The sequence below is a fragment of the Paenibacillus sp. 01T443 genome (assembly GCF_056398325.1).
On the sequence record NZ_JBFTPE010000015.1, the window covers coordinates 1 to 24,075 of the forward strand.

Annotated in this window: 20 protein-coding genes and 2 pseudogenes; 19 read left to right on the forward strand and 3 right to left on the reverse strand. The window is 48.5% G+C overall.

Annotation, left to right across the window (positions count from 1 at the left end; genetic code table 11):
• Positions 1–400, forward strand: a 400-nt coding sequence (locus AC1DLI_RS24470; RefSeq protein ID WP_477607090.1) for a GerAB/ArcD/ProY family transporter, incomplete at its 5' end; no start/stop codon positions are given.
• Between the two features lie 471 nt (positions 401–871).
• On the opposite strand, the gene AC1DLI_RS24475 is transcribed toward AC1DLI_RS24470, so the two are convergent.
• Positions 872–1,132 (reverse strand): hypothetical protein, encoded by a 261-nt coding sequence (locus tag AC1DLI_RS24475; protein WP_477607091.1) that lies wholly within the window; start codon positions 1,130–1,132, stop codon positions 872–874.
• A 382-nt stretch (positions 1,133–1,514) separates the two neighbouring features.
• Here AC1DLI_RS24475 and AC1DLI_RS24480 point away from each other — a divergent pair, with 382 nt between their 5' ends.
• Positions 1,515–1,991, forward strand: a complete 477-nt coding sequence (locus tag AC1DLI_RS24480; RefSeq protein ID WP_477607092.1) for a hypothetical protein — start codon at positions 1,515–1,517, stop codon at positions 1,989–1,991.
• 155 nt (positions 1,992–2,146) lie between these two features.
• Here AC1DLI_RS24480 and AC1DLI_RS24485 read toward each other — a convergent pair whose 3' ends face one another.
• Positions 2,147–2,422, reverse strand: coding sequence for a toxin-antitoxin system YwqK family antitoxin (locus tag AC1DLI_RS24485; protein WP_477607093.1), 276 nt, complete (start codon positions 2,420–2,422; stop codon positions 2,147–2,149).
• Between the two features lie 448 nt (positions 2,423–2,870).
• On the opposite strand from AC1DLI_RS24485, the gene AC1DLI_RS24490 reads away from it, so the two are divergent.
• The gene (locus tag AC1DLI_RS24490) at positions 2,871–3,338 is read left to right on the forward strand and encodes a GNAT family N-acetyltransferase (RefSeq protein ID WP_477607094.1); all 468 of its coding nucleotides are present in this window, start codon (positions 2,871–2,873) and stop codon (positions 3,336–3,338) included.
• Positions 3,339–3,483: 145 nt separating this feature from the next.
• Here the strand turns inward: AC1DLI_RS24490 and AC1DLI_RS24495 are convergent.
• Positions 3,484–3,627, reverse strand: a pseudogene (locus AC1DLI_RS24495) (IS110 family transposase); the annotation flags it as partial.
• Between AC1DLI_RS24495 and AC1DLI_RS24500 the strand changes: the two are divergent.
• From AC1DLI_RS24500 to AC1DLI_RS24575, 16 genes and pseudogenes are all read left to right on the forward strand, one after another.
• Entirely contained in the window at positions 3,623–3,793 is a 171-nt protein-coding gene (locus AC1DLI_RS24500) for a hypothetical protein (RefSeq protein WP_477607095.1), read from the forward strand. The pseudogene AC1DLI_RS24495 and the gene AC1DLI_RS24500 overlap by 5 nt on opposite strands.
• A gap of 189 nt (positions 3,794–3,982) precedes the next feature.
• A complete protein-coding gene (locus AC1DLI_RS24505) occupies positions 3,983–5,368 on the forward strand; it encodes a family 4 glycosyl hydrolase (protein WP_477607096.1) in 1,386 nt (461 codons plus the stop codon).
• On the forward strand, positions 5,365–6,369 hold the full coding sequence (locus tag AC1DLI_RS24510) for an aldo/keto reductase (protein WP_477607097.1): 1,005 nt from the start codon (positions 5,365–5,367) through the stop codon (positions 6,367–6,369). The genes AC1DLI_RS24505 and AC1DLI_RS24510 overlap by 4 nt, the downstream gene beginning before the upstream one ends.
• On the forward strand, positions 6,366–6,731 hold the full coding sequence (locus tag AC1DLI_RS24515; RefSeq protein ID WP_477607098.1) for a cupin domain-containing protein: 366 nt from the start codon (positions 6,366–6,368) through the stop codon (positions 6,729–6,731). Before AC1DLI_RS24510 ends, AC1DLI_RS24515 begins: the two co-directional genes overlap by 4 nt.
• Positions 6,732–6,746: 15 nt before the next feature.
• A complete protein-coding gene (locus tag AC1DLI_RS24520; protein WP_477607204.1) occupies positions 6,747–8,549 on the forward strand; it encodes a glycoside hydrolase family 36 protein in 1,803 nt (600 codons plus the stop codon).
• Positions 8,550–8,651: 102 nt separating this feature from the next.
• Positions 8,652–9,608, forward strand: coding sequence for an ABC transporter permease (locus AC1DLI_RS24525; protein WP_477607099.1), 957 nt, complete (start codon positions 8,652–8,654; stop codon positions 9,606–9,608).
• 30 nt (positions 9,609–9,638) lie between these two features.
• Positions 9,639–10,508: a carbohydrate ABC transporter permease gene (locus AC1DLI_RS24530; protein ID WP_477607100.1), complete on the forward strand. Its 870-nt coding sequence runs from the start codon at positions 9,639–9,641 to the stop codon at positions 10,506–10,508.
• Between the two features lie 157 nt (positions 10,509–10,665).
• A complete protein-coding gene (locus tag AC1DLI_RS24535) occupies positions 10,666–12,279 on the forward strand; it encodes an extracellular solute-binding protein (RefSeq protein ID WP_477607101.1) in 1,614 nt (537 codons plus the stop codon).
• 242 nt (positions 12,280–12,521) lie between these two features.
• The gene (locus tag AC1DLI_RS24540) at positions 12,522–13,541 is read left to right on the forward strand and encodes a response regulator transcription factor (RefSeq protein ID WP_477607102.1); all 1,020 of its coding nucleotides are present in this window, start codon (positions 12,522–12,524) and stop codon (positions 13,539–13,541) included.
• Position 13,542: 1 nt separating this feature from the next.
• Positions 13,543–15,366 carry a sensor histidine kinase gene (locus AC1DLI_RS24545; RefSeq protein WP_477607103.1) on the forward strand — a complete coding sequence of 608 codons (1,824 nt, stop codon included), beginning with the start codon at positions 13,543–13,545 and terminating at the stop codon, positions 15,364–15,366.
• A gap of 307 nt (positions 15,367–15,673) precedes the next feature.
• Positions 15,674–17,956 carry a hypothetical protein gene (locus AC1DLI_RS24550; protein ID WP_477607104.1) on the forward strand — a complete coding sequence of 761 codons (2,283 nt, stop codon included), beginning with the start codon at positions 15,674–15,676 and terminating at the stop codon, positions 17,954–17,956.
• A 5-nt stretch (positions 17,957–17,961) separates the two neighbouring features.
• The gene (locus AC1DLI_RS24555; RefSeq protein ID WP_477607105.1) at positions 17,962–19,536 is read left to right on the forward strand and encodes an extracellular solute-binding protein; all 1,575 of its coding nucleotides are present in this window, start codon (positions 17,962–17,964) and stop codon (positions 19,534–19,536) included.
• Between the two features lie 159 nt (positions 19,537–19,695).
• A pseudogene (locus AC1DLI_RS24560) lies at positions 19,696–21,416 on the forward strand (alpha-galactosidase); the annotation flags it as partial.
• A gap of 108 nt (positions 21,417–21,524) precedes the next feature.
• Positions 21,525–21,791 carry a GH36 C-terminal domain-containing protein gene (locus AC1DLI_RS24565; protein WP_477607205.1) on the forward strand — a complete coding sequence of 89 codons (267 nt, stop codon included), beginning with the start codon at positions 21,525–21,527 and terminating at the stop codon, positions 21,789–21,791.
• 14 nt (positions 21,792–21,805) lie between these two features.
• Positions 21,806–23,026: a glucuronate isomerase gene (locus AC1DLI_RS24570; RefSeq protein ID WP_477607106.1), complete on the forward strand. Its 1,221-nt coding sequence runs from the start codon at positions 21,806–21,808 to the stop codon at positions 23,024–23,026.
• 6 nt (positions 23,027–23,032) lie between these two features.
• Positions 23,033–24,073 (forward strand): glycoside hydrolase family protein, encoded by a 1,041-nt coding sequence (locus AC1DLI_RS24575; protein WP_477607107.1) that lies wholly within the window; start codon positions 23,033–23,035, stop codon positions 24,071–24,073.
• Positions 24,074–24,075: the final 2 nt, after the last annotated feature.

Sequence of the window (24,075 nt, forward strand, 5' to 3'; positions counted from 1 at the left end):
GGTTATGGTTATTGCAACATTCGGAACAAATATCGGATCATCCTTAATCTTTCCGTATTTTAGTATGGTTCGATTTATTAATTATCTAGATTTTATTCAAAATATGGATGTCTGGATCGTGTTCATCTGGATTTTCAGCGTATTCGTAAAGTTGTMCATTTACTTGTTCATCAACAGCTATGGAACCGCACAATTGTTAGGCATCAAGAACTGGCGGGTAATGATCGGATTTGCTGCATCCGTCATTTTTGCTACTTCCTTAATACCTCCAAACATCGTTGGGATGTTGGATTACGCGAATTTTGTTTGGATTAAATTCATATTTCCGATTTTCATAGTAGGTTTTCCGATTATTTTTCTACTCGTTAGCTTTATTAGAGGCCGGAAATTGGCTACATAATAGTACAAGAGGTCTAATTGCGGAATAGATTACCGAGATAGAGCCCGATTACGATATCATATCCGAGTCCCCAATAGACGCAATGTTACTTTATCACAGTTTTTGTTTCAGCTTTTATGCTATTATTTTTATGAAAAAACAGAATTTCTCAAGGATCTGGACCGGTTGAATTCAAATCTGTTTGAACATTTATCGCGAAAATACACAAAGTACAGTTTGACCACAAAATTTACATCAGTATATAAAGACAAAGCCACTCCCGACAATGGAGTGGTTTCTTTTGTTAGAACTTCTAGAATTAATGCTCAATGAAATTCATGTTTCATTTTAATTCTTTTATATTTTCAACAAACACTAATTCGCCCTCAACTTGATGACTTACTTGTTTCCCAATCACCATATAATTCTTACCTTATGTAGGTAACCTTTTACTAACTTCTACTATTTGAAACCTTATATTTTGGGTAGATATTAAAACTGCTTTGTATAGGTAGCCTTTTTTTTCTCCTCCATGATTGTTACTTCCTCTATAACACCTATAATCTTCAGTTGTTCAGTATTAGGATTTTTTATTAGTTTAGAATTGACCCAAAGTTCTTTTATTTCTTTAATAGTCATCTCCACATTATCCTTCATAAACTTCCAATCATCAGAAAAGGGGAAATGTTCTTTTGTATTCTCTATATAATTATTGTACTCTGAATCGAGCATATCAATATAGTTGTTCTTCATGTTCAGAAATAACTCTTAAATGCTCATGTCCACATTTATCAGTATGATAAGTTAGGAACTTGAACGACTCTAAAATATCAAAGTTTTCCCATCCCCATGCCTGCCTAGAAAAAAAACCTCCTTTGACTTCACATTTCAAACAATGAAAATAATAATAGGTTGACATTGTATTCCCCCATTAAAAATGTTCCATTTTCTTTTTCAACGCCAACGAAATCCTTTATATAAAATCATTCTTTCATCATCGTAATTACCGTAACTAAATTATACCATATATTGGTATTTCATTGTGATCGTATCGTTTCAAAATTAAATCATAGTCGGTAAGTTATCAAGTGATATATTTCTAGTCAAGAAAGCTCAAAAAGGGATGGGGGGTTGGATGATGGATGCAGGGTTTCTCCTAAGATGGGAGCAAGAGCATAATGCCGTGAAACGAACAGTCGAAGGTTTTTGGGACGGTTTTCGCAGCTGGAAAAAAGAAAAAAAAGATGAGTATCATGAGTTGTTTTTAGGAAAGTTGGATGAGGACTTTATTATTATTGATGTGGTATCGATTAGCTTAAAACAATATTATGACCGTGAAGGGGCCGCCATCTTTTGCTCACTCCGAATGCATTATCTCCAAACATTCATAGGGACCTACGATATGGAATTCCTGTTAGATGGAACAATAGCAGATGATTACTTGTCTTTTGAAAATAGGGCAACCTTTAATCTTATGTTGGCAAAATACAAATACCGCTTACGATTTGCACGAAAAGCACTAGCAGAAGGTATAGAAGAAGAAGTAATCAAAAATATTACTGGATTAGAAATGGACTACATCACCATTTTGAAAAGAAAATCATTGAACTAACGAGAAACGATAGTTCAACAATTAGGGAGCAGTTTGTTGCGGCAACAGCTCCTTTCTTCGTTAAACTCACATTACGATAAGAATTCACTGCATCAATGTAAAGCAGCTTCAAACTTGGCCGAACTCCTTCGGGCAGAGTTCTTTTCATTAGATTATTAATCGCGAGAAGTGGCTTTGTACTTATTTCCTTTGCTGTCGTAAGTGATCCATTCACCAACGGGCTCACCTTGGTCGAAATAACCCGAACGCTTAATCGTTCCATCATGTCGATACCATTCCCAGTAGCCATCCGGTTGATTGTCAATCATTTTCCCTTTAGACCACATCGTTTTTCCATTAGCGTGGTACTTGATCGTGTAGCCATCGATCACATCAAAGTTCTTTTCTTTAACACCGCTTTGGGGTATCAAGTCACATTTTTCGTTTTCCAAGACACGCCTCCGATAATCAGTTTTTTTCATATTATCACATCCCACTGGCAAAAAAGAAGCCTTCTCTAATTCTATCGAATTCAATTAACCGTTTCATCAACACTAGGGCAATATTCTAATAAAACGTGAGCATTTAAGAGCAAAGTGATTCTCCATAGAGGGAGGATTGCTCTATAAATAAATTCTGTAATGATCTATAAAAAAATTGATGTATCGATGTTTTTTCAGATGTGTTATGTTTCAATAAAAACTGTGTTGGAATTAAAAAGGTTACTTAAGGGTCCCGGACACCTACCTAGCTCGTATAGCCTTTCCGTGCCTCGATTCAGAACCCACAATGCTGAAAGGAGAAGGGATATGATCACTGGTTACTGGAACCAATCTGTGGTGTCTTTGGAGTACATTTATGGGTATATATTAAAAACAAAAATAAGGAGATTGATTATTTATGATTATCATAAAAAGAACCACTACAGATAATCCTGATTTTTCAAGTCTAATAGAATTACTGGATAAAGATTTATGGAATAGATACCCTGAAACACAACAAAATTTTGTTGCATTTAACGTAGTTAAATTAAATGCAATGGCAATTGTTGCTTATGATGGGGACTGTGCTGTTGGTTGTGGATGTTATAGATTCACTGAAAATGAAAGTATAGTCGAAATTAAAAGAATGTATGTAAAAGAAGAAGTAAGGGGAACGGGTATTGCCAAATCAATAGTATCAGAACTAGAAGTATGGGCATTAGAAGAAGGGAAGATAAGTGCGGTATTGGAAACTGGGATAAATCAACCTGAAGCAATAGCATTATACAAGAAATTAGGATATGAACAAATAGCAAATTATGAACCCTATGTAAATAATAAAGAAAGTATTTGTATGGGAAAAGATTTATCAAAGAAATATTTATGAATCGTTAAGCTATTCTAGCTAATAGCATGTCAATATTTAAAACTTAATGGATAAAGCCCATGATGTTATCCTGTAAAAAGAGCATGTCAAATAACCAACCATAGGTGGATGGGGGAGGTTTCCTAAGGAGGATAGTGTCTCCTGCTTAGGTCAATCGAAATGCATATTTATTGGTAAGCATCGCAAAAATCCAGTGAATTAGCTTATTTACGCAGGCAATAACAACCACATTAAACGGCTTGCCCTTGGCACGCTTTTTATCGTAAAAAGTTCGGAGTTTTTGGTTGCGTCAGCTGCGCAGAGCGCTGCCGGACCCCGAGCTGCGGCGGCTGTTATCGGAGCCTGATTCGTCGAAAATTACGAGCCTGCTCAAGCTGAACGTCATTTCGGAGGAAAAGCTGAAGGATACCTACATCACGAAGACGGTTAAGCTGCTTCAGGTGGACAAAAAGTAAGCTATCTGTGAATATGGCGACGCGAATTAATATGTTTTTGAGATTTTGAAGAAGGCCAACCAGCCCCCGCTGGTTGGCCTTTTTTTGTCCCCGCAGTAAAAAACGACAACAGAGCCAAAGTTTTTCCATACCGCAGTCTATATTTGAATCCTATACTGAGGTGGAATCGTTAGCAGAAGGAGGAGCATCATGCAATATGCAAACGGCAAGGTGAGTGAGATCCAAATCGCGTATATCGGCGGAGGGTCGATGTATTGGGCGAAAAACCTAATAGCGGACCTGGCGCTGGAGGAGCAGTTGTCGGGGACGATCCGATTATATGATTTGGATTATAGCAAAGCGAAAAATAATGAAAAGCTGGGAAACTCGGTGTCCGCTTATGCGGAAGCCAAATCTCATTGGAAGTATAAAGCATACGAGACGCTGCAGGAAGCATTGACGGGAGCGGATTTTGTCTTCATTTCGATTCTTCCCGGAACCTTCGCGGAGATGGCAATTGACGTGCATGAGCCGGAGACGGTTGGCATCTATCAGCCCGTAGGCGATACGACCGGGCCGGGAGGACTGATTCGGGCGCTCAGAACGATACCCATGTACGTGGAGTTCGCCGAAGCGATTGAACGCCACGCACCGGATGCTTGGGTTTTCAATTATACCAATCCCATGACGCTGTGTACGCGGACGCTTTATGAGGTGTTCCCTAAAATTAAAGCGTTCGGCTGCTGTCATGAAATATTTGGGACGCAAGGTCTGCTGATCCGGATGCTGAAAGATTTAAAAGGCATCGAGAATGTTGGGCGGGACGATATCCAAGTCAATGTGCTGGGCATCAATCACTTTACATGGATTGATCAAGCGACTTACCGGAACATCGACCTTTTTCCGCTTTACAGAAAGTTTGTTGATAAATATTACGAAGCGGGCTTCGTAACGAGCAAAAATGGCTGGCGAACGAATATGTATACGGCGGCCAACCGGGTGAAGTTCGATTTGTTCCGAAGATATGGACTTATCGCAGCTGCCGGTGACCGTCATCTCGTTGAGTTTATGCCGCCATGGTACGTGAAGGACATAAAGACCATTGACTCGTGGATGTTCGGTCTAACAACTGTGCCTAGTCGTGTGGAGAAAAACGAAGCGGCTGCTGCCTATTACGCAAGGCTGATCAGCGGCGAGGAGAAGCTGCCCCTTAAGGCATCCGGCGAGGAAGAGGTTCGCCAGCTGAAGGGGCTGCTCGGCCTGCAGCCGTTCGTCACCAATGTTAATTTGCCAAATGTCGGACAAATGAAAGGCATCCCGCTCGGGGCAGTCGTGGAGACGAATGCTGCTTTCTCCGGAAACAGGCTGAGTCCTGTCCATGCCGGAGAGCTGCCTGTGGATGTGAACGCGCTTGTGCTGCGGCATGTGATGAACCAGGAGACCATTTTGCAAGCAGCGCTTAAACGGGACAAGAGCCTCGCATTCCATGCCTTTGTGAGCGATCCGCTCGTGATAATCGGCGTGAACGAAGCGGAGGAACTGTTCGAGAAGATGATGAAACAAACCAAATCTTATTTGCCGGGGTGGAATCTATGACAACCTATTATGCCTCCGATAACCGCTACGAGATGATGAAATACAACCGCTGCGGCAATAGCGGTCTTAAGCTGCCGGCTATATCGCTTGGCTTATGGCATAATTTTGGAGGGATCGATTCGCTGGAGAACGGCAGACGGATTTTGCACCGGGCTTTCGATCTCGGCATCACACACTTCGATCTTGCCAACAATTACGGCCCTCCTCCAGGCTCGGCGGAGGAATCGTTCGGCCAAATTTGGAAGCGTGACTTTTCCGGACACCGCGACGAGATAATCGTTGCGACTAAGGCCGGCTATACAATGTGGCCTGGACCATATGGCGAGCGAGGCTCGAGAAAAAGCATGCTTGCGAGTCTGGATCAGAGCTTGAAGCGAATGAATATGGAATACGTCGATATTTACTACTCGCACCGGTTTGATGCGGATACTCCTCTCGAAGAGACGATGTCTGCTCTTGATCAGGCGGTGTGCCAAGGCAAAGCTCTTTATGTAGGGATATCTAATTATGGGCCGGAGCAGACCAAGCAGGCAGCGGATATTCTTCGAAGACTGGGCACCCCTTGTCTCATCCATCAATCGCACTATTCGATGTACGAGAGAAGATTGGAGCAGGGCCTGCAAGAAACGCTGAAGCAAGAGGGCATTGGAACGATAGCCTATAGCCCGCTTGCGAGAGGACTGCTGACCGACCGATATTTAAAGGAGATACCTGCCGATTCACGAGCAGCGGGAGCGAGCACCTTCTTGAATCGCGAGGACATAACGGAGGAAAAGCTGGCGAAGTCGAGCGAGCTAAATCGGTTGGCCGAAGAGCGGGGGCAATCGCTCGCGCAGATGGCTATTGCTTGGGTGCTCCGTCAGGGACGGGTCGCATCAGCATTGATAGGAGTAAGCAAGGCAGAGCAAATCGACGATATTGTCGGCTCGCTTAGCAAGCCTGACTTCAGCGACGAAGAGATGGATCAAATCGAGAGAATCCTTGGAGGTCATGCGTTATGATTCGCACTACTTTAAGCGAGCTGGCAAAGAGCCCGAAGTCCGGCGAACACTTTCTTGGCGACCTTCTGCCGGGTGCCTATCTCACATCAGGCGGTCTCTCGTTCGCGAGGCGCGGTGATCGCAGCCATACAAATGACGGTCCCGACGGCAGAGATTATCACGTTCATCGTGACCGGGAGGCATTTATTATTTTGCAAGGGAGCGGGACGATGGAGATTGATGGCGTGCATCATCCTGTTGGAGCAGGCGATATCGTAATCGCTGAGCCAGGAGAGGATCATCATCTTTGCTCCAGCGAGGATGACCCGATCGTAACCGTCTGGTGCCACGCCGGAGAGAAGCGCCATCACAATCAAGGCTAGGGGGAATGCAGTTTGATGACCGTGTCGACGAAGAAACATCAATTTCTACTGGCGATTGAAGGAGAGGAAGAGACAGATTCCGGGTTCCAAATCTCCTTAACTGCTGAAAATAAAGGTGTCGGCATCGACATGATCTGGCTAAGCCTGAAAGCGGAGCAAAAGCTTAACCCGCCAGTCCTGACGCTGCGCTGGGGGCATCCTGCCGATGATATTCAGGCGAGCTGGCATCCGGCTCAAGACCGGAATAAGAGCTTCAAAGCGGATTGGATGCGCAATCTGCGCGCCAATGCCGCGACGTCTGCGCCTGTTTATTCACTCTTTAATATGAACGGAAAAAACAGGCTGACTTTTGCCTTCTCGGATGCGCTGCATACGAGCCATTATGCGGGTGGCATCCGTGAGGAATCCGCGGTATTTGAATGCAGCGTGCAGCTTTTCAAGGAGCCTGCTGCGCCGCTTGAGTTCTACGAAGCAGCTCTGCTTGTAGACACTAGGGATCTTCCTTACTACGATTGTTTGCAGGATGTGCAGCGATGGTGGAGCGAGATGCCGGCGTTTACGCCGGCTGTCGTACCGGAAGCGGCGAAGCGTCCGATGTATTCGACATGGTACAGCATGCATCAGAACGTAACGGCGGAGAGCGTTGAAGCGGAATGTAAAATCGCGCGCACGCTCGGAATGGATGCCGTAATCGTCGACGATGGCTGGCAGACAGCGGACAATCGCCGAGGATATGCGTACACGGGCGATTGGGAGCCCTGCGAGAGCAAGTTTCCGGATATGGCAGGCCATGTGCGCGCGGTTCATGAACTCGGCATGAAATTTGTGCTTTGGTACGCCGTTCCTTACGTCGGCAAACACAGTAAGGCATGGCACCGCTTTAAGGATAAGCTTGTTCGCTATAACGAGAACAGCAGCGCTGGAGTGCTCGATCCGAGGTATCCCGAGGTACGGGAGTATATGATTAACACCTATGAGAATGCTGTGAAGGACTGGGGACTGGACGGCTTCAAGCTCGACTTCATTGATGCTTTCTATTCACCCGAACTGCAGCAGCCATCGACAGCTGCGGGCCGCGATTATGAGTCGATTCCAGCAGCTGTGGATCGTTTGCTGACCGACTCCTTAAGTCGCCTAAGAGCGATAAATCCGGACATCATGGTTGAGTTCCGCCAGCCTTATGTTGGTCCAGCCATGCGCAAATACGGCAATATGTTCCGGGCCTCCGATTGTCCGTACGACGGCATTCAGAACAGAGTCCGCACGATTGACATTAGGCTGCTTTGCGGCGATACGGCAGCTCATGCGGATATGATCATGTGGCATCCCGAGGAGCCTGTAGAGAGCGCGGCGCTGCAGCTAGTCAACCTGTTATTTTCTGTGCCTCAAATTTCAATGTCGTTGCAAGCGCTTCCAGAAGAACATCGTAAAATGCTACGTTACTGGCTCGAATTTTGCTCGGAGCATCAAGACGTTCTGCAAGGTGGGAAGCTGGTGCCGGTAAGTCCAGAGCTTCTGTATCCGGTCGTACAAGCGACAAGCGGAGTTAAAACGATAATCGCGACCTATCATGATGCGATTGTTCCGCTTGCTCCGCCTCAGGAAAGTGAGGCAGCTCAGGAATGGATTATCGTGAACGGCAGGCTGAAGGAAGGCGTCTATGCGGAGACGACGGCCTCGCTTAGCTCAGCGAATGTTCTCATTAAAAATTGCTGCGGCAGCGTCGTTAGCGAGTATGTGCTTCAACTCGGCGCAGGACTGCATCAGCTGGCAATCCCGCCGTCCGGCACTGCGTCGATTCGAATCGACCAGTCGTAAAAAAACACAGCCTGCCTCTAAATTACGCCATGGCTGCCTGCATAGTTCCCGGCTATGATGGTAGGGACAAAACAATAATCGAACGAGGAAGGGGAGGAAAGCATGGCGAGCAAGCTCGAGAGTTCCAACAGCGTCACATATCAATTCGCGACGTCTGATCAGAAGTTGAAGTTCATGCGCAAGCATTGGCCGCTGTACGTGCTGTCGATACCTGGCATCATTTTTTTTCTAATCTTTCGGTATATTCCAATGTTTGGATCTATCATTGCATTCCAGGATTACAATATTTTCAAAGGCATACAAGAAAGTCCTTGGGTAGGTCTCGCCCATTTCAAACGAATGTTCGAATATGCGGAATTCCTTCCGATATTAAAAAATACGATACTTATCGGTGTCTATGATCTCTGTTTCGCATTTCCGGTGCCAATCATTCTGGCACTGCTGCTGAACGAGCTGCGTATCATGGCCTACAAGCGGATTGTCCAGACGGCGGTCTATATGCCGCACTTCCTGTCATGGGTCATCGTCGGAGGAATTGTGGTCGGCGTGCTGTCTCCGTCAACCGGAATCGTAAACCATTTGCTGTCGTTGTTTGGCATCGAACCGATTTATTTCCTCGGAGAGAACACCTTTATCCGATCGATATTAATTGGATCAGGAATTTGGAAAGACAGCGGCTGGGGAACGATCATTTATCTCGCTGCGATCGCGGGTATCAATCCTGACTTGTACGAGGCTTCACAAATGGATGGTGCGAGCCGCCTGCGGCAGGTAACTTCGATTACGATTCCATGCATTCTGCCAACCATCGTTATTTTGTTTCTGCTGCAAATCGGCAACTTCCTTGATTTTGGCTTTGAGCGCGTATTCGTATTTTTGAATCCGCTGAACAGCGAGAACGGGGAGATCATCGATACGTATGTGTATCGGGCAGGCCTCGTGGACCGTCAATACAGCTATACGACAGCGATTGGCTTGTTCAAGTCTGTAGTTGGCCTTGCGCTTATTATGGTCGGTAATAAATTTAGCAAGAAGGTAACTGGAGACGGGTTGTACTAACGCTATTGGAGAAATGGGGTGGAAATCATTATGATTAAGACAAGAGGCCAAAAAATATTCAACGTATTCAATATCCTCTTTCTCGGCGTCATCGGGCTGAGCATGGTGCTGCCGCTGATTCATATCGTGGCTCAATCGCTTAGCGACGCTGTCGCCATCAATGCAGGGAAGGTCAGCTTCTGGCCGGTTGGCTTTACGCTCGGTAGCTATAAGCTTATTCTTGGAGATCCGTCCATTTGGGCTGGATTCCGCAACAGCGTACTCATTACCGTGTTCGGCACGCTTATTAATCTGCTTATGACGGCGATGCTTGCCTATCCGCTGTCTCGCCCGGAATATTTGTACCGTAAAGTTGTACTTATTCTCGTATTATTTACTCTTGTATTTAGCGCACCGCTTATTCCGAACTATCTATTGGTGAAGCAGCTGGGAATGCTTGATACGCTGTGGGCGTTAATGCTTCCTATGGCGATCAGCGCATTTAACCTGTTCATCATGCGTTCGTTCTTCATGAATTTACCAAATGAGCTAATTGATTCGGCGAAGATCGACGGCTGTGGGGAGTTTCGGACTTTTTGGAAAATCGTGCTGCCTCTCTCGAAGCCCGCAATGGCGACGATGGGGATCATCTATGCGGTCGCACATTGGAACCGATATGCAGAGGCGGTATTTTACATCAGCGACCGGCGCTGGATTCCGCTGCAGGTTCGGCTGCGGGAAATCGTCTTCACGGATCAATACGGTCAGTCGGATGTTACCTCCGAGCTGCTGCTCCTGCTTTCGCCTGAGGGGATTAAGATGGCCGTTATTGTTGTCGCGACGGTGCCCATTATGATGGTTTATCCGTTCTTGCAGAAGCATTTTATCCAAGGTATGCTAGTTGGCTCCATTAAATCGTAACGGCTCACGTTCATCCTTCGGTGAGAAGAAGGTACCATTGAAAAATACAAGCGGGCTTAAATTATGACATACAAGATAATGTAAAAAGTTCCTATAATAGCCTCATACAGCACGAAAACGCTTACAAATTATTATCATGTGAAAGAGGGGTTATCGTATGAAAAAATGGATTACCACGGGATTAACATTGGTCCTGGCAACAAGCCTTATAGCAGGCTGTTCAAGCAAAAAGCCTACAGAAGAGAAGCCAGCTAACGAAAAGCCTGCTAACGAGCAAACGAATAACGGGGAGAAGCCGCAGACGGACGATAGTAAAAAAGAGCCGACAAAATTCTCGTTCCTCCTGCCGACGACGGTTAGCTCAGGTTATCACACTCGCGTGCCGGATCTGAACAAGGACAAATGGGTAACAAAGCTGGAAGAACTGACGAACACCGATCTGGACGTTAAAGTAATGGAGGATGCGAAGTACGGCGTAATGTTTGCAAGCAATGACATTCCGGACGTCATTGGCAGCATCGGCGGTCCGGGCAGCAAGTCGATGTCGGGCTCCGTTGAGAGCGGAATCTTTATGCCTCTGGACGATCTGCTCAAAGAGCATGCTCCGGATCTGATGAAACTTATTCCGAAAGCAGCTTGGGAAACCGTATCCTACGATGGCAAAATTTACGGTATTCCAGAGTTTTTGAAAAGCCCATCGCGCAGAGCAACCTACATCCGTACAGATCTGCTTGAGAAGACCGGCCTTAAGGCGCCGACGACGGTTGAGGAGTTTCTGGACGTGCTGCGCGCCTTCAAGAAGATCGGGGTAGAGACGCCATATCAAATGCGCGAAAACTTCAAATACGCGGACATCATGTTAGGCGCGTATGACGTTCTTCCTTACAAGGATCAGTTCGAGCTTGTCGATGGTCAGGTTGTACCGAAATTTTTTGACTCTGAGAATATGCAGAAGGCGCTCCAAGCATACAAAACGATGTATGAGGAAGGCCTTATTCCGAAGGAATTCGCGACGATCTCTTCGACGGACTTCACGAAGAGCCTTGATGCCGGAAAACCGGGTATGTGGTCGCAGAACGCATCCGGTATGCCGGGCTACCGTACTAACGTAGGTCGCGCTGTGCCAGGATCGAAAATCGATATTATCCCATCGCCGAAGGGACCAGAAGGCAAAGGCGGCTACTTCCTTTATTCGCCGGTCGTTCGTACGTTCTACATTAATAAAAATGTCGATGAAGCGAGAGCTGTTGAAATCGTGAAGTTCTTCAACTGGATGGTTTCGCCGCAAGCGGAGGAGTTCTTCACATTCGGTATCGAAGGAGACACTTACACAAAGGATGCGGCTGGTCTTATCACTTATAAGTTCCCGGACACGAAAGAACTACAGGAGGAAGAGAGTTTTAGAAGCGGAACGATGTGGGCTGTGCATGATGCCACTTACAACAAGCTGAGACTGGAGCTCAATGAAGACGGCAAAGCGACGCTCGCTGCATTTGACAACGTATTGTCCCAGGAAGGTCTTTCCGGCATCGGCTTCTATCCGGAGCTGACCACTTTCACTAAGTATCCAGATCTTGCTGCTCCGCAGCCAGACGTTGGCCCGAAACTGATCATCGACCATATGGTCAAAATGATTTATGGCAAGGAACCCATCTCGGACTGGCCGAAAGTTATCGAGGAATATAAAGCGAAGGGCGGAGACGAAATTATTAAGGAAGCAACAGAGCGCTGGAACAACAAACAAGGCGCCGTGTTGATTGAAAGAGAATAATTAAGTTATCGGCTTCAAGAGGAAGCCCCTAGTAGAATAGGGGGCTTTCTTTGCGTTCTCTGCAAAAAAAAACGTAAAAAAACACAACTTACCAAAAAAATACCCTATCGCTGGAAACGATTATGCGTCATGATAATGATAGCGCTATCAAATCTTATGCCATTTCATGAAGCAAAGGTCAAGTCCGATATTGATATTGGAAGAAACCATATGAATAACAGTCGAGCAAGGAGGAACGATTTATGCATGTGCTTATCGTGGACGACGAGCCTGTTATCCGAAGAGGAATCTCAAAGATGACGGAGCAATATGTTCCGGCATTCACTAAAGTATCAACCGCGGAGAACGGACAAACCGCACTTGAGCTGATTCGGGCCTTGGAGCCAGATATTGTGTTAACCGATATTCGAATGCCTAAAATGGACGGACTTGAGTTATGCCGCATTCTTCATGAGCAATATCCGCACATCAAGACGGTTGTTATCTCAGGTTACAACGACTTTACCTACGCGCAGAAGTGCGTGGATTACGGCGTAAAACATTATTTGTTGAAACCGATTACAAAGCCAGACGTGCATGAAGTGCTTGCACGGTTGCTCAAGAAGCAGAGTGCCGGTTACATCGCGCCATCGCGATATATGGAATGGATTGATCTTATGGAGCAGCATATTTGGTCACTCCAGACGGATGAGCTGGACGGGCTCAGCGAACGCTGGCGAGAGTACTGTCTGTCAGCAAATTTATCGCTTGCAAGATTGAAGGAGCTGCTGAGCGATTGCAACGAGATGCTTCTGAAACGGTTCCAAGCCCGCAATTTTGCCCCTAAAACGAACTTATCCTTCCAGCAAGCAAGCACGGTGAAGGATGCGCTTGATGCTTTCGAAGCGGGGCTGCGAGGAATTCGGGACGGATTGATGTCGGTGAGAAGCGGCAACTTTCGAGATCCGATGGAAGAAGCTAAGTCTTATATCGATAACAAGCTTTCACAGGAGATCACGCTTGATCAGGTAGCGGCATTGGTCGGGCTTACACCGACGTATTTTAGCTCCCTATTCAAAAAAATGACTAACGAGACGTTCGTGAAATATCGGATTAATAAAAGAATCGACCGCTCTAAGGAGCTGTTGGCTGTGCCGCATTTACGTATTGTCGACATCGCGTCTGAGGTCGGATACGACGACTATCCGCATTTTACGAAGACGTTTAAGAAGCTCGTCGGCATCACGCCTTCCGAATACCGGACTGCGTTGGGGATTAAATGAGATGAGATTCCGCAGCCTGTACGCGAAGCTGTTTTTCTATTTTCTTGTCGTCATCGGACTGACCTTAAGCGGCGTTGGCATTTCTTATACAACCTCTTCCCGCGAGCTTGACGAAATGCTCGAGAAGCAGATGGAGCAAATCGCTAGCAATGCTGTCCACCATACCGATTTGTATTTAAAGGATTACGAGCGCTCCATGGTCTCCGTGCTCACTTTCCGCTACGTCATGGAGTTTATGGATTTGCCAGCCGATCGCGAAGAGTACGATTACTATTATTATCGCAAGACGATTCGCGAGGTGGCAGCGGACCCGTTGTTCATCCGTAATCCGAAAATCGCTTCTATTTATTTGATCAGCGATAAAGGAAATGCCGTTTACTACTTCAATGAGGCGAACGAGCAGTCGTTCACCCCAAAGGAGATTCGTAAGCAACGGGAATATTTCATGGACAATACGAGCCCGCAGGGCCAATTAAGCATTTTAAAGAGCAGTATTTTGACCGGTCAGGAAAATCAGATGGTTACGCTCGTTCGCCGCATTCGCGGGTACAGCTCACCAGAACTGAAAGGGCTGCTTGCGATTGAAATCCGCTCAGCCGATCTTTCTGCTCTCTGGAAAGGTGTTGATCTGGGTAAATATGGTTATTTGTTCATTGCGGACGCAAATGGGAATGTCATCTACCATCCAGAGAAGCTTAAAGAAGGAACGGTACTGCCGGAAGTCGTGCGCAATAAGCTTGAGAAGGCTGGCGATAATTCTTTCTCTGATGGATCCGAAGGCAAGGAACGAATGTACATGGCAAGAACGTCGGACTACTCGCGCTGGAAGCTGATCGTTTCCATGCCGGTGGATGAGGTGAGGAAGCCGGTTACCAATATTCGCAATTCGACGCTTACCGTAGGATTGCTCACGCTGCTGCTGGCTATTTATCTTGCATACCGCTTCGGAAAATCGATTACTAAGCCGATTCAAACGTTAAAGTCTGGGATGAGGGAGACGGAAAAAGGGAATTGGGTGCCCATTCCGCTGCCTAAGCATCGCGATGAGATCGCAGAGCTGATGCTTCGCTATAACCACATGGTTAAGCGATTGTCTGATGCTGTGGATAAGGTTGTCCAGGTTGAACTGAGCAATCAAGAAATCCAAATGGAACGCCAACGGGCCGAGTTCCAGTCGCTGCAGCTGCAGATCAATCCGCATTTTATGTACAACACGCTCGAGACGATCATCTGTTATGCAGCCGTGCAGGATTCCGATGATATTGCCGAAATTGTACAAGCGCTCGCCTATATGCTTCGTTACTCGGTGCAAACGAATCTCGAAGAGATTACGGTGGCGAACGAGCTGAAGCATGTCATGTATTATATGAAGGTTATGCAGCACCGGATCGGCAGAGAGTTCGAGATCGATGTAGCATTGAAGCCGGAGTATTTACTGCAAGCGATGGTGCGGCTGACGCTACAGCCGCTTGTGGAAAATGTATTTCAGCATGCCTTCCCTGATGGTGTGGAGGAATACCACTTCATTCGCATCGATTGCGGCGAGGTTAACGACGTCTTCTGGGTTAGCGTTGAGGATAACGGCTGCGGCATGAAGAGCGACCGAATTGTTGAGCTGCGCCTTAAGTTGGGCGCGAACAGGCTCGCGGACGGCGAGGAGCAGGATGATGCCGGCCATAAGAGCGGTATTGGTGTGTTGAATGTGCATCGGCGCATCCAGATGGTTTTTGGCGACCGGTTTGGTCTGCGCATTGAAAGCGAGGAACAGCTGGGGACGAAGATTACGATGCTCATGCCAAAAGGACGACAAATTAAAAAGAAATAAGAAGCTTTTTTATAAAAACGACTCTATCATGCTTAATCGTCAATGTTGACGGATATGAGACAGAGGCGTTTTTTATTTTTGCTACCAAAGGAACGAAAACTATGAGATGGAATGAATGCTTCGAATCGGAATGATAGGTTTCGGACGTAAGCTATGTTTTTAAGCAAAATAAACGAGCGCAGCGTAGGAAAACACATTTCGATGTGAAGAAATGACATGTCAATGTGAAGGCAGCAGGGGTATTATGAAGGCGTTTCAATAAACTGCGGAGAGGCGGGAGATGAGGCATGGATAGAGAAAATTCAGATTGAATCTGGCGGTGCTGTTGTTGTTAGCGGATTTATTGCCGCTCGGAAATAAATCCTCGACGGATACAGCGGCGAAGGACGGCGTCACGGACCCCATCGCAACGCCGGATTTGAAACGAATCTATTTTGTGGATGGCGAGGGTAAGGAGTTTGGGGTGAATGCCGAAATTAGGCTGAACAAGGGCGATTTCATGAGCTTATCGCTCAAGGGCCGATTAGAGTCTGACGAGGAAGTAGATCTGAGAAGCGTCGCTAAAACGTTCCTTACTTCAACTGATGGGGTGTCGATCGATTCAGAGGGTTATTTATCGGCGAAGCAAGCAGGAGCCTCTCTGATCTATGCGGAAGTGAAGGCAGGTAGTGCGTCGTTGAGGACGAATGACCTTTGGGCAGTTGTTAAAGATCCAAATGAAATATTTAAGGAGAAATATGTATTTTATCATGTGTCGGTTACGCATGCCAGGATGGTCGCAAAAATTGGCCAGTCCGCAATGATTGAGCCGGGAGATTATTATCCCAATCTATCTTTGCATTCGAATATAAATGGACTTGTGACAGGCGTGTTGATTTTGGACGGTTCGATTGTTGTGTGCCAAATACCAGCGTCTTCTCTAAAAAAGGGTGATACGACTAAGCTGTCGCTGCCAGGCAAGGCGAGCGAACAGGGCAGATACGAGCTTCGCTTAACGATCGAGCGCGAAGATGCCGAGCCGGTGTATGACTCTTACTATTTCACAGTATGGAATGAGAAGGACATTCCTATAGGGCATAGCCGAGCCGCTTTTCTTAGCAAAAACAACAAAATGATTTATGTCAGTGACTATAAAGGCAATAAAATTATCGATTTCTCGAGCGCCGGCTACATGGGCGGCGGAGTGAAACTTCCTGATATTCCAGCGAAGGCGATTGTCGAGCCCGGTGAGGGTGATGATACGTCACGCATTCAAGTGGCGATCGACCGAATCGCGCAGATGCCAATGGATCAAAATGGATTCCGCGGAGCGTTACTGCTGAAGCGTGGAAAGTTCCATATAGGCGGTACGCTTTATATCCGGGCAAGCGGAATCGTTCTTCGCGGAGAAGGCGACGAGGAGGGAGGGACGCTCATTCACGGAACCGGAACGATCAAGCGTAACCTGGTCGAGATCGGCAATACGTCCGGTCCCAAAATCGACACAGCGTCAAAGGTGGATATCGCGGATCTGTATGTACCGTCAAGCGGAATTAGCTTTCGGGTAACGGATGCTTCCTCCTACAAGGTCGGAGATCAAATCATCGTCCGCCGTGCCAAAAATGCTCGCTGGATTCATGAGATAGGAATGGATTATATCTATAACCGTCCAGGCGGCGGTGCGACCCAGTGGTCTCCTTTCAACCTAGACTTCGATCGGGTCATTACCGCAATCGACGGAAATGTAATAACGATCGACGCGCCGATCTCAAGCGCTATCGAACGCAGGTGGGGCGGAGGCGAGGTATATAAATATGCCGATGATGAGCGCATTAAGCAGGTAGGCGTCGAGCATATCCGCGTGGACAGCGATTTTGACCTGAGCGTTATAGATACGGTTATGGATAATGATACGACTGATCCATATTGTGCTGACGAGAACCATGCTGAACGTTTTGTCGTGTTTGACGGTGTTAAGAACGGTTGGGTGCGGAACGTGACGGGCTGCCATTTGTCCTATTCATTAGTCCAAGTGGGGCGCTATGCGAAATGGATTACAGTACAGGATTGCAGCATGTACGATATGGTCGGTATCGTGACGGGTGGCAGACGATACGTGATTCATTTCATGGGGCAGCTGAATTTAGCTCAGCGCATCTACACCGAAACGGCGCGGCACGCCTTCGTCGTAGACAGCCACGTCATGGGACCAAACGTCTTCTTGGACAGCGAGTCCACGAAGGATTACAACACGAGTGAGCCGCATCACCGCTGGTCGGTCGGCGGACTTTTTGACAGGGTGAAAGGTCCGATCTCGATTCGGGACCGGGCATGGCTCGGCAGCGGGCATGGCTGGTCTGGCGCAAATTATGTTACATGGAATACGGAAGGCGATCTGACGAGCCAGCAGCCGCCAACGGCGCAAAACTATGCGATCGGCCATATTGGCCCAAAGGTTTATGGTCTTGTGCCATCTGCGTATGATCCCCGCCCTAGAGACGACGCCTATTGGGATCACGAGGGAACACATGTTAAGATCGACAGCCTGTATAAACAACAGCTGATGGAGCGTCTTGGCAATCAAGCGGTAAAAAACATTCGGGAGAGGTGAGCAGGATGAGGCGAAGCTTAAAATGGACAATGATTAGCGCGTTAATCGCTTTGGCTTCAACTGGATGCGCGGACGCAAAAATAACGAACAGCAAGTCTAACGAGAGTAACAGCGCTCAGGCGGACAGCAAAACGTCCTTCTCCTTATCGATGGCAACCAGCGGCAATAAGCATGCGGAACGTTCGGTTGATGTAAACGGTGAGAAGTGGGTGCTCAAGCTGGAGGAGCTGACGAAAACGGATCTGGATATTAGGATGCTCCCGTTGAAGGACTTTGCCAGCAAAATGTCACTGTTATTTGCTTCAAACGACATTCCCGATGTCGTTCAAAACGTGGGAGGGGCTACATCCAAAGGCATGTCCGGCTCCGTAGAGTCTGGCATCTTCATGCCGCTGGACGACTTGCTGAAGGAGCATGCCCCGAATTTAATGAAGTCGGTGCCGAAGGAAGCTTGGCAGGAAACGAGCTATGGCGGCAAAATCTACGGCATACCCGCTTGGCTGTCCAATCCGTCCCGCCGTGCGCTGTTTATTCGATCCGACCTGCTTGAGAAAACGGGCTTGCCAGCTCCCAAGACGGTCGAGGAATTCATGAATGTCATGCGGGCGATGAAAAAAGTAGGAGTTGAGTTTCCTTATCAAATGCGGGAGAACTTCAAATACGCCGACACAGTGCTTGGGGCTTACGACGTGCTTCCTTCGCAATTTGAACTGCAAAATGGGGAGGTCGTTCCGAAGTTCTTTGACGTGGAGAACATGACGAGAGCGCTGGAGACTTACAAGACGATGTATGACGAAGGCTTGATTCCAAAAGACTTCGCTTCACTGACAGCGTCCGATTACAACAAAAACAATGAGAGCGGCAGGTCCGGCATGTGGTCGGCCAATGCCCAGCTTCTGCCCGAGCTGCGCGGCAAGCTGTATGATGCAGTGCCTGGAACGAAGCTGGACATCATCCCTTCACCGCGCGGACCGGAGAACGTCGGCGGCCACCTGCTCTACTCAAGCATTAACACTTCGTATTATATCAACAGCAAAGTGCCGCGGGAAAAGGCGATCAGCATTATCAAGTTTTTCGAATGGATGCTGACGCCGGAGGCGGAGACTTATTTTTCATTTGGCATAGAGGGCGATACCTATACGAGGGAGGGGGATGGCTCAATTGTGTTTACGCCGCCATCCGCCCCTGAAGCGATGGACGAGGATCGGTTCCGGAGCATGTTCTGGTTCGTGCATGACATGGTCTACAACAAGGCAAGGGAGGAACAGACGGTGGACGGACGAGACATGATCGACTATTTGGATACAGTCTTGTCGAAGGAAGGGCTTGGAACGGTTCGATTCTCTCCCGCATTGGAGACTTTTTCGAAATACCCGGACGCATCCCCGCTCGGAGATGACGTCGGTCCGAAGCTGATCATCGAGCACATGGTGAAAATGATCTACGGCAAGGAACCTATCTCCGACTGGCCTAAAGTCATCGATGAATACAAAAAGAAAGGCGGTCTCGACATTATCAAGGAGGCAACAGAACGCTACAACAGCGGAGAAGGCGTAATTGTCACGAATAATCGGAAATAAAGGACATAAGCTTGTCCACATCGGAGGAGAACTATGACCATCGTCTATGATGAGGCATCGCAGACCTTCCATCTGCAGAGCCGCACAACCAGTTATATTATGCAGCTAATAAAATCCAAATATCTTGCGCATGTACACTGGGGAGGCAAAGTCCGTGGCATGAACCTCGGGCAGCTTCTTGCCACTCGGCGAAGATGCTCTTTCTCCCCGTCGACGGATTCAAGTGATCTAACTCTTTCGCTCGATACGCTCCCTCAGGAGCTGCCAGGCTTTGGCGGCAGTGATTTCCGTGTTCCCGCGTATCAAGTACAACTCGAGAACGGCACGACAGTCAGCGAGCTCGTCTACGATCACATCGAATTTATGCCGGTAAGCCCGCTCTGGAAGGTCTGCCTTCTACTTATGCAATGGAGACGAGCGAGGCTGAAAGTCTTGATATCATCCTAAGCGACAATCAGATCGGTCTGAAAGCGATTCTGACCTACACGACATTCCCTGATCTGGATGTCATTGCCCGTTCGGTTCGTTATGTAAACGAGAGCGGCCGCAAGGTGAAGCTGCTCCGTGCTCTTAGTATGGGAATCGACCTCCCTCATGACGACTTCGATATGCTTCAGCTGTCCGGAACCTGGGCGAGAGAGCGTCATGTTGAACGCCGTCCGCTCGCTTCAGGCGGGTCAGTTATCGAGAGTAGGAGGGGAGCGAGCAGCCATTCCCTGAACCCCTTCCTTGCGCTTCTTTCGAAGGACGCAACCGAGGAGCAGGGCGAGGCTTATGGCTTCAGCCTCGTATATAGCGGCAGCTTCATGGCGCAGGCTGAGGTTGACCCCTATCATACGACTCGGATCGTGATGGGCATTAATCCGTTTGACTTCTGCTGGCTGCTTGAGCCAGGGGAATCGTTCCAGACTCCGGAAACGGTGCTTGTTTACTCGTCGAAGGGGTTGGGGGGCATGTCGCGGACTTATCATAAGTTGTACCGCACACGCTTATGCCGCGGAGCATACCGCGACAGGTCGCGTCCCGTCCTTCTGAACAACTGGGAGGCTACGTATTTCGATTTCGACGCGGATAAGATCGAGGAGATCGCGCAGGAAGGGAAAGAGCTTGGAGTGGAACTGTTCGTGCTTGACGATGGCTGGTTCGGCAAGCGGGATAACGATAAGAGCTCGCTTGGCGACTGGTTCGTCGATCAACGCAAGCTGCCGGAAGGTCTTCCTCATTTAGTCGAGCGGGTTCGCAAGCTCGGCATGCAGTTCGGTATTTGGTTCGAACCGGAAATGGTATCGCCGGACAGCGAGCTGTATCGCATCCACTCTGACTGGTGCTTGCACGTGCCTGACCGCCGTAGAACGGAGGCGAGACAACAGCTGGTGCTCGACTATTCCCGTCAGGATGTTCGGGATTATATGGTTCACACGATATCGGAAGTTCTGCATAGCTGCCCGATTACTTATGTGAAATGGGATATGAATCGCAATATGACGGAAGTCGGTTCTGCGCTGCTGCCTCCTGAGAGGCAGTGCGAGACGGCGCATCGCTGCATCCTTGGCTTATATGAGGTACTGGAGCGTCTCACCTCAGCTTTTCCCTATATTTTGTTTGAGAGCTGCTCTGGCGGGGGAGGCCGCTTTGACCCTGGCATGCTCTACTATATGCCGCAAACATGGACGAGCGACAACACCGACGCTGCCGAGCGGCTCAAGATTCAATATGGCACGAGCATCGTCTATCCAATAAGCGCAATGGGCGCCCATGTATCGGCCGTTCCTAACCATCAGGTGCACCGGACGACGCCTCTCGAGATGCGCGGCCATGCAGCCATGTCCGGCAATTTCGGTTATGAGCTGAATCCCGCATTGCTGACTGACGAGGAGAAGTTGGCGGTGAAGCAGCAGATCAGCTTGTACAAGGATATGCGCTTTCTTATTCAGAGCGGCGAATTTTACCGCCTGCGCAGCCCTTTCCAAGGAAACGATACGGCATGGATGTTCGTGCTGGAGGATGGCTCCGAAGCGCTGGTCGCTTATTTCCAAGTGTTATCCGAGCCAAACGCTCCGCTGAAGAAACTAAGATTGAACGGGCTTAACAGCAATCACGACTACCTTGTATACGATGCCGATCGGCCGGAGGACGGCGAGGAGCTGTTCGGCGGCGATGAGCTGATGAGAGTCGGCTTAAAGCTTCCGATATGGAAGGGTGATTTCCGGAGCAGGCTTTACCGATTAAGGAGAGTCAACTTGAAAACCAAATAAAAGGAGATGTTCGGATGAGCTCGATCGAAAACGGAAATAAAGCACTATTTATGAACCGCGTGATGGCGCTGCCGGTATTTGATACGCATACCCATTTGGTAGGCGACCGTCTAGGCGCGCGTGATTTCTGGGAGATCGCGCATTACTTCTGGTTGTTTAGGGAGCTGCAGGCGGGCGGTTATCCCGCACATGCAGAAACACTTTCGGAAGAAGAGCGTATCCTTGCATTTCTAGACGCATATAAGGCAACGAGAAGCACGCTGATGAATTGGACTTTTACTTCGATTATGCGGGAGCTGTACGATATTGAAATAAAGGATGCCGATTCTATTAAGGAAGCGATTGCCGCAGTTAAACGGTCCAGCGCAAATAAAGACTGGGCACAGCAGACAGCCGAACGTCTGAATATCCTCAGGTTCGTCGTGAATCATCCGGAGCATGCCGCTTTCGAGGGCATGCGCGAGCATGCTGTACTTATTCCGCGAATAGACGGGGCAATTGGTCAATGGGTTGATCGCATCGTCCGCTCGGCTGATCCAGCGAGTGAATTTCTGGCCGCGCGGACTGAGATCGCTCAGCAGCTGGACGGTTATAGAGAGGCTGGCTTACCCGGCGTTATGACGACGCTGCCAGCGTACGAGGCCAGCGCTCATATCCGCCGAACAATTAGCCATAACAGCAGCCGCGATGAAATTTTGATGGAGCTCATGCATGCCGTATGCGCCGATGCAGAGCAAAACGGCTTACTCGTTCAGTTATTCCTTGGCGTAGAACGCTCGTGGTGTGGAACGGCTGTTCCTGTAAACGATACGCAGCGGATTTTGAAATTATCGGCTTTATTTGAGGAATACAGCTGTCAATTCGAGCTTGTGCTCGCGTCGGAGCTTAATAACCTCGATGCGGTACAGGCAGCTTGGAACTTCCCAAATGTGCATATTGGAGGAATGTGGTGGTTCAACTTCCGCAGAAGCACTTACCGAGACAGCATGCAGTACCGACTTGAGGCGCTGCCAGCGTGCAAGAGCTCAGTCATCGTATCCGATGCGCGCTGCATGGAATGGAGCTTTGGAAAAATATTGCTTGTAAAGAAGCTGGCCGCAGAGTTTTTGTGGGAGCAAGTGGAATCGGGATGGATCGATCACGATACCGCGCTGCATACTGCAGAGCAATGGCTGTACGGCAGTGCGGCTAAGCGTTACGCCTTCAAGGAAAAACATCAGACGATGAAAGGATGAAGCGCCATGTCAAATAGTGGATTAGCCGGAAGAATGCTGCCCGCGCCAAGGAATGGCGGTTTCAAAATGGAAGGCTACTGGATCTGGTGCGGCTCCGTCGTCCAAGGCGAGGATGGCCGCTACCATATGTTTGCCTCCAGATGGCTGAAAAGCCTGCCCATGCATCCGGGCTGGCTGGTGGCATCGGAGATTGTAAGGGCGGTAGCAGATACGCCAGAAGGTCCCTATGCCTTCCAAGAAGTTGTGCTTCCGGCACGAGGAGCGGAATATTGGGATGGGCGCAGCACGCATAATCCGCATATCGTCAAGCATAACGGCGTCTATCTTCTCTATTATATGGGCACGACGCATCCGCTTTCGGAGCCGGCTGCCGGTGATGGATACGGACTGGATGATCCGCGCTGCATCGTTGCCCGCTCGAATAAGAGGGTCGGTCTTGCTGTCGCGGACAGCGTCTTTGGTCCTTGGAGAAGGAGCGACGCTCCACTTCTGCCGACACGTCCAGGCCGCTTCGACAGCTACTTGACGTCTAATCCGGCTCCTTGCGTGCGGGAGGACGGCTCAGTCCTGCTCATCTACAAGGCGCGGCGTTATGAAGGAAATGAATTCGGCCAAATGACAATTGGAGCCGCCAAGGCGGAGCATTGGAGCGGGCCTTACAAGGTGATGTCGGAGAATCCGGTATTTCCGCCGGAGCAATTCCATATCGAGGATCCGTTCATCTGGCGAACGGAGAGCGGGTTTTCGCTAATTGCCAAGGATATGGACGGCACGTTGGGGGGAGAAAAACACGGCGGCATTCAAGCCTTCTCCAAGGAAGGCATTCATTGGGAGCTGTGCGAGCGGCCAAAAGCTTATTCGCGCACCGTCCGCTGGGATGACGGAACGGTTCAGACGATGGGAAGCCAGGAGCGTCCGTTCTTGTTGTTTCAGAACGGGAGACCGACGCATTTGTTTACAGCAACTGCGGATGGGCCGGGCGGCTTCCGTGAGGCATCAAATACATGGAATATGGTCATTCCGCTAGCGGAATCGGAAGGAGAATGAGC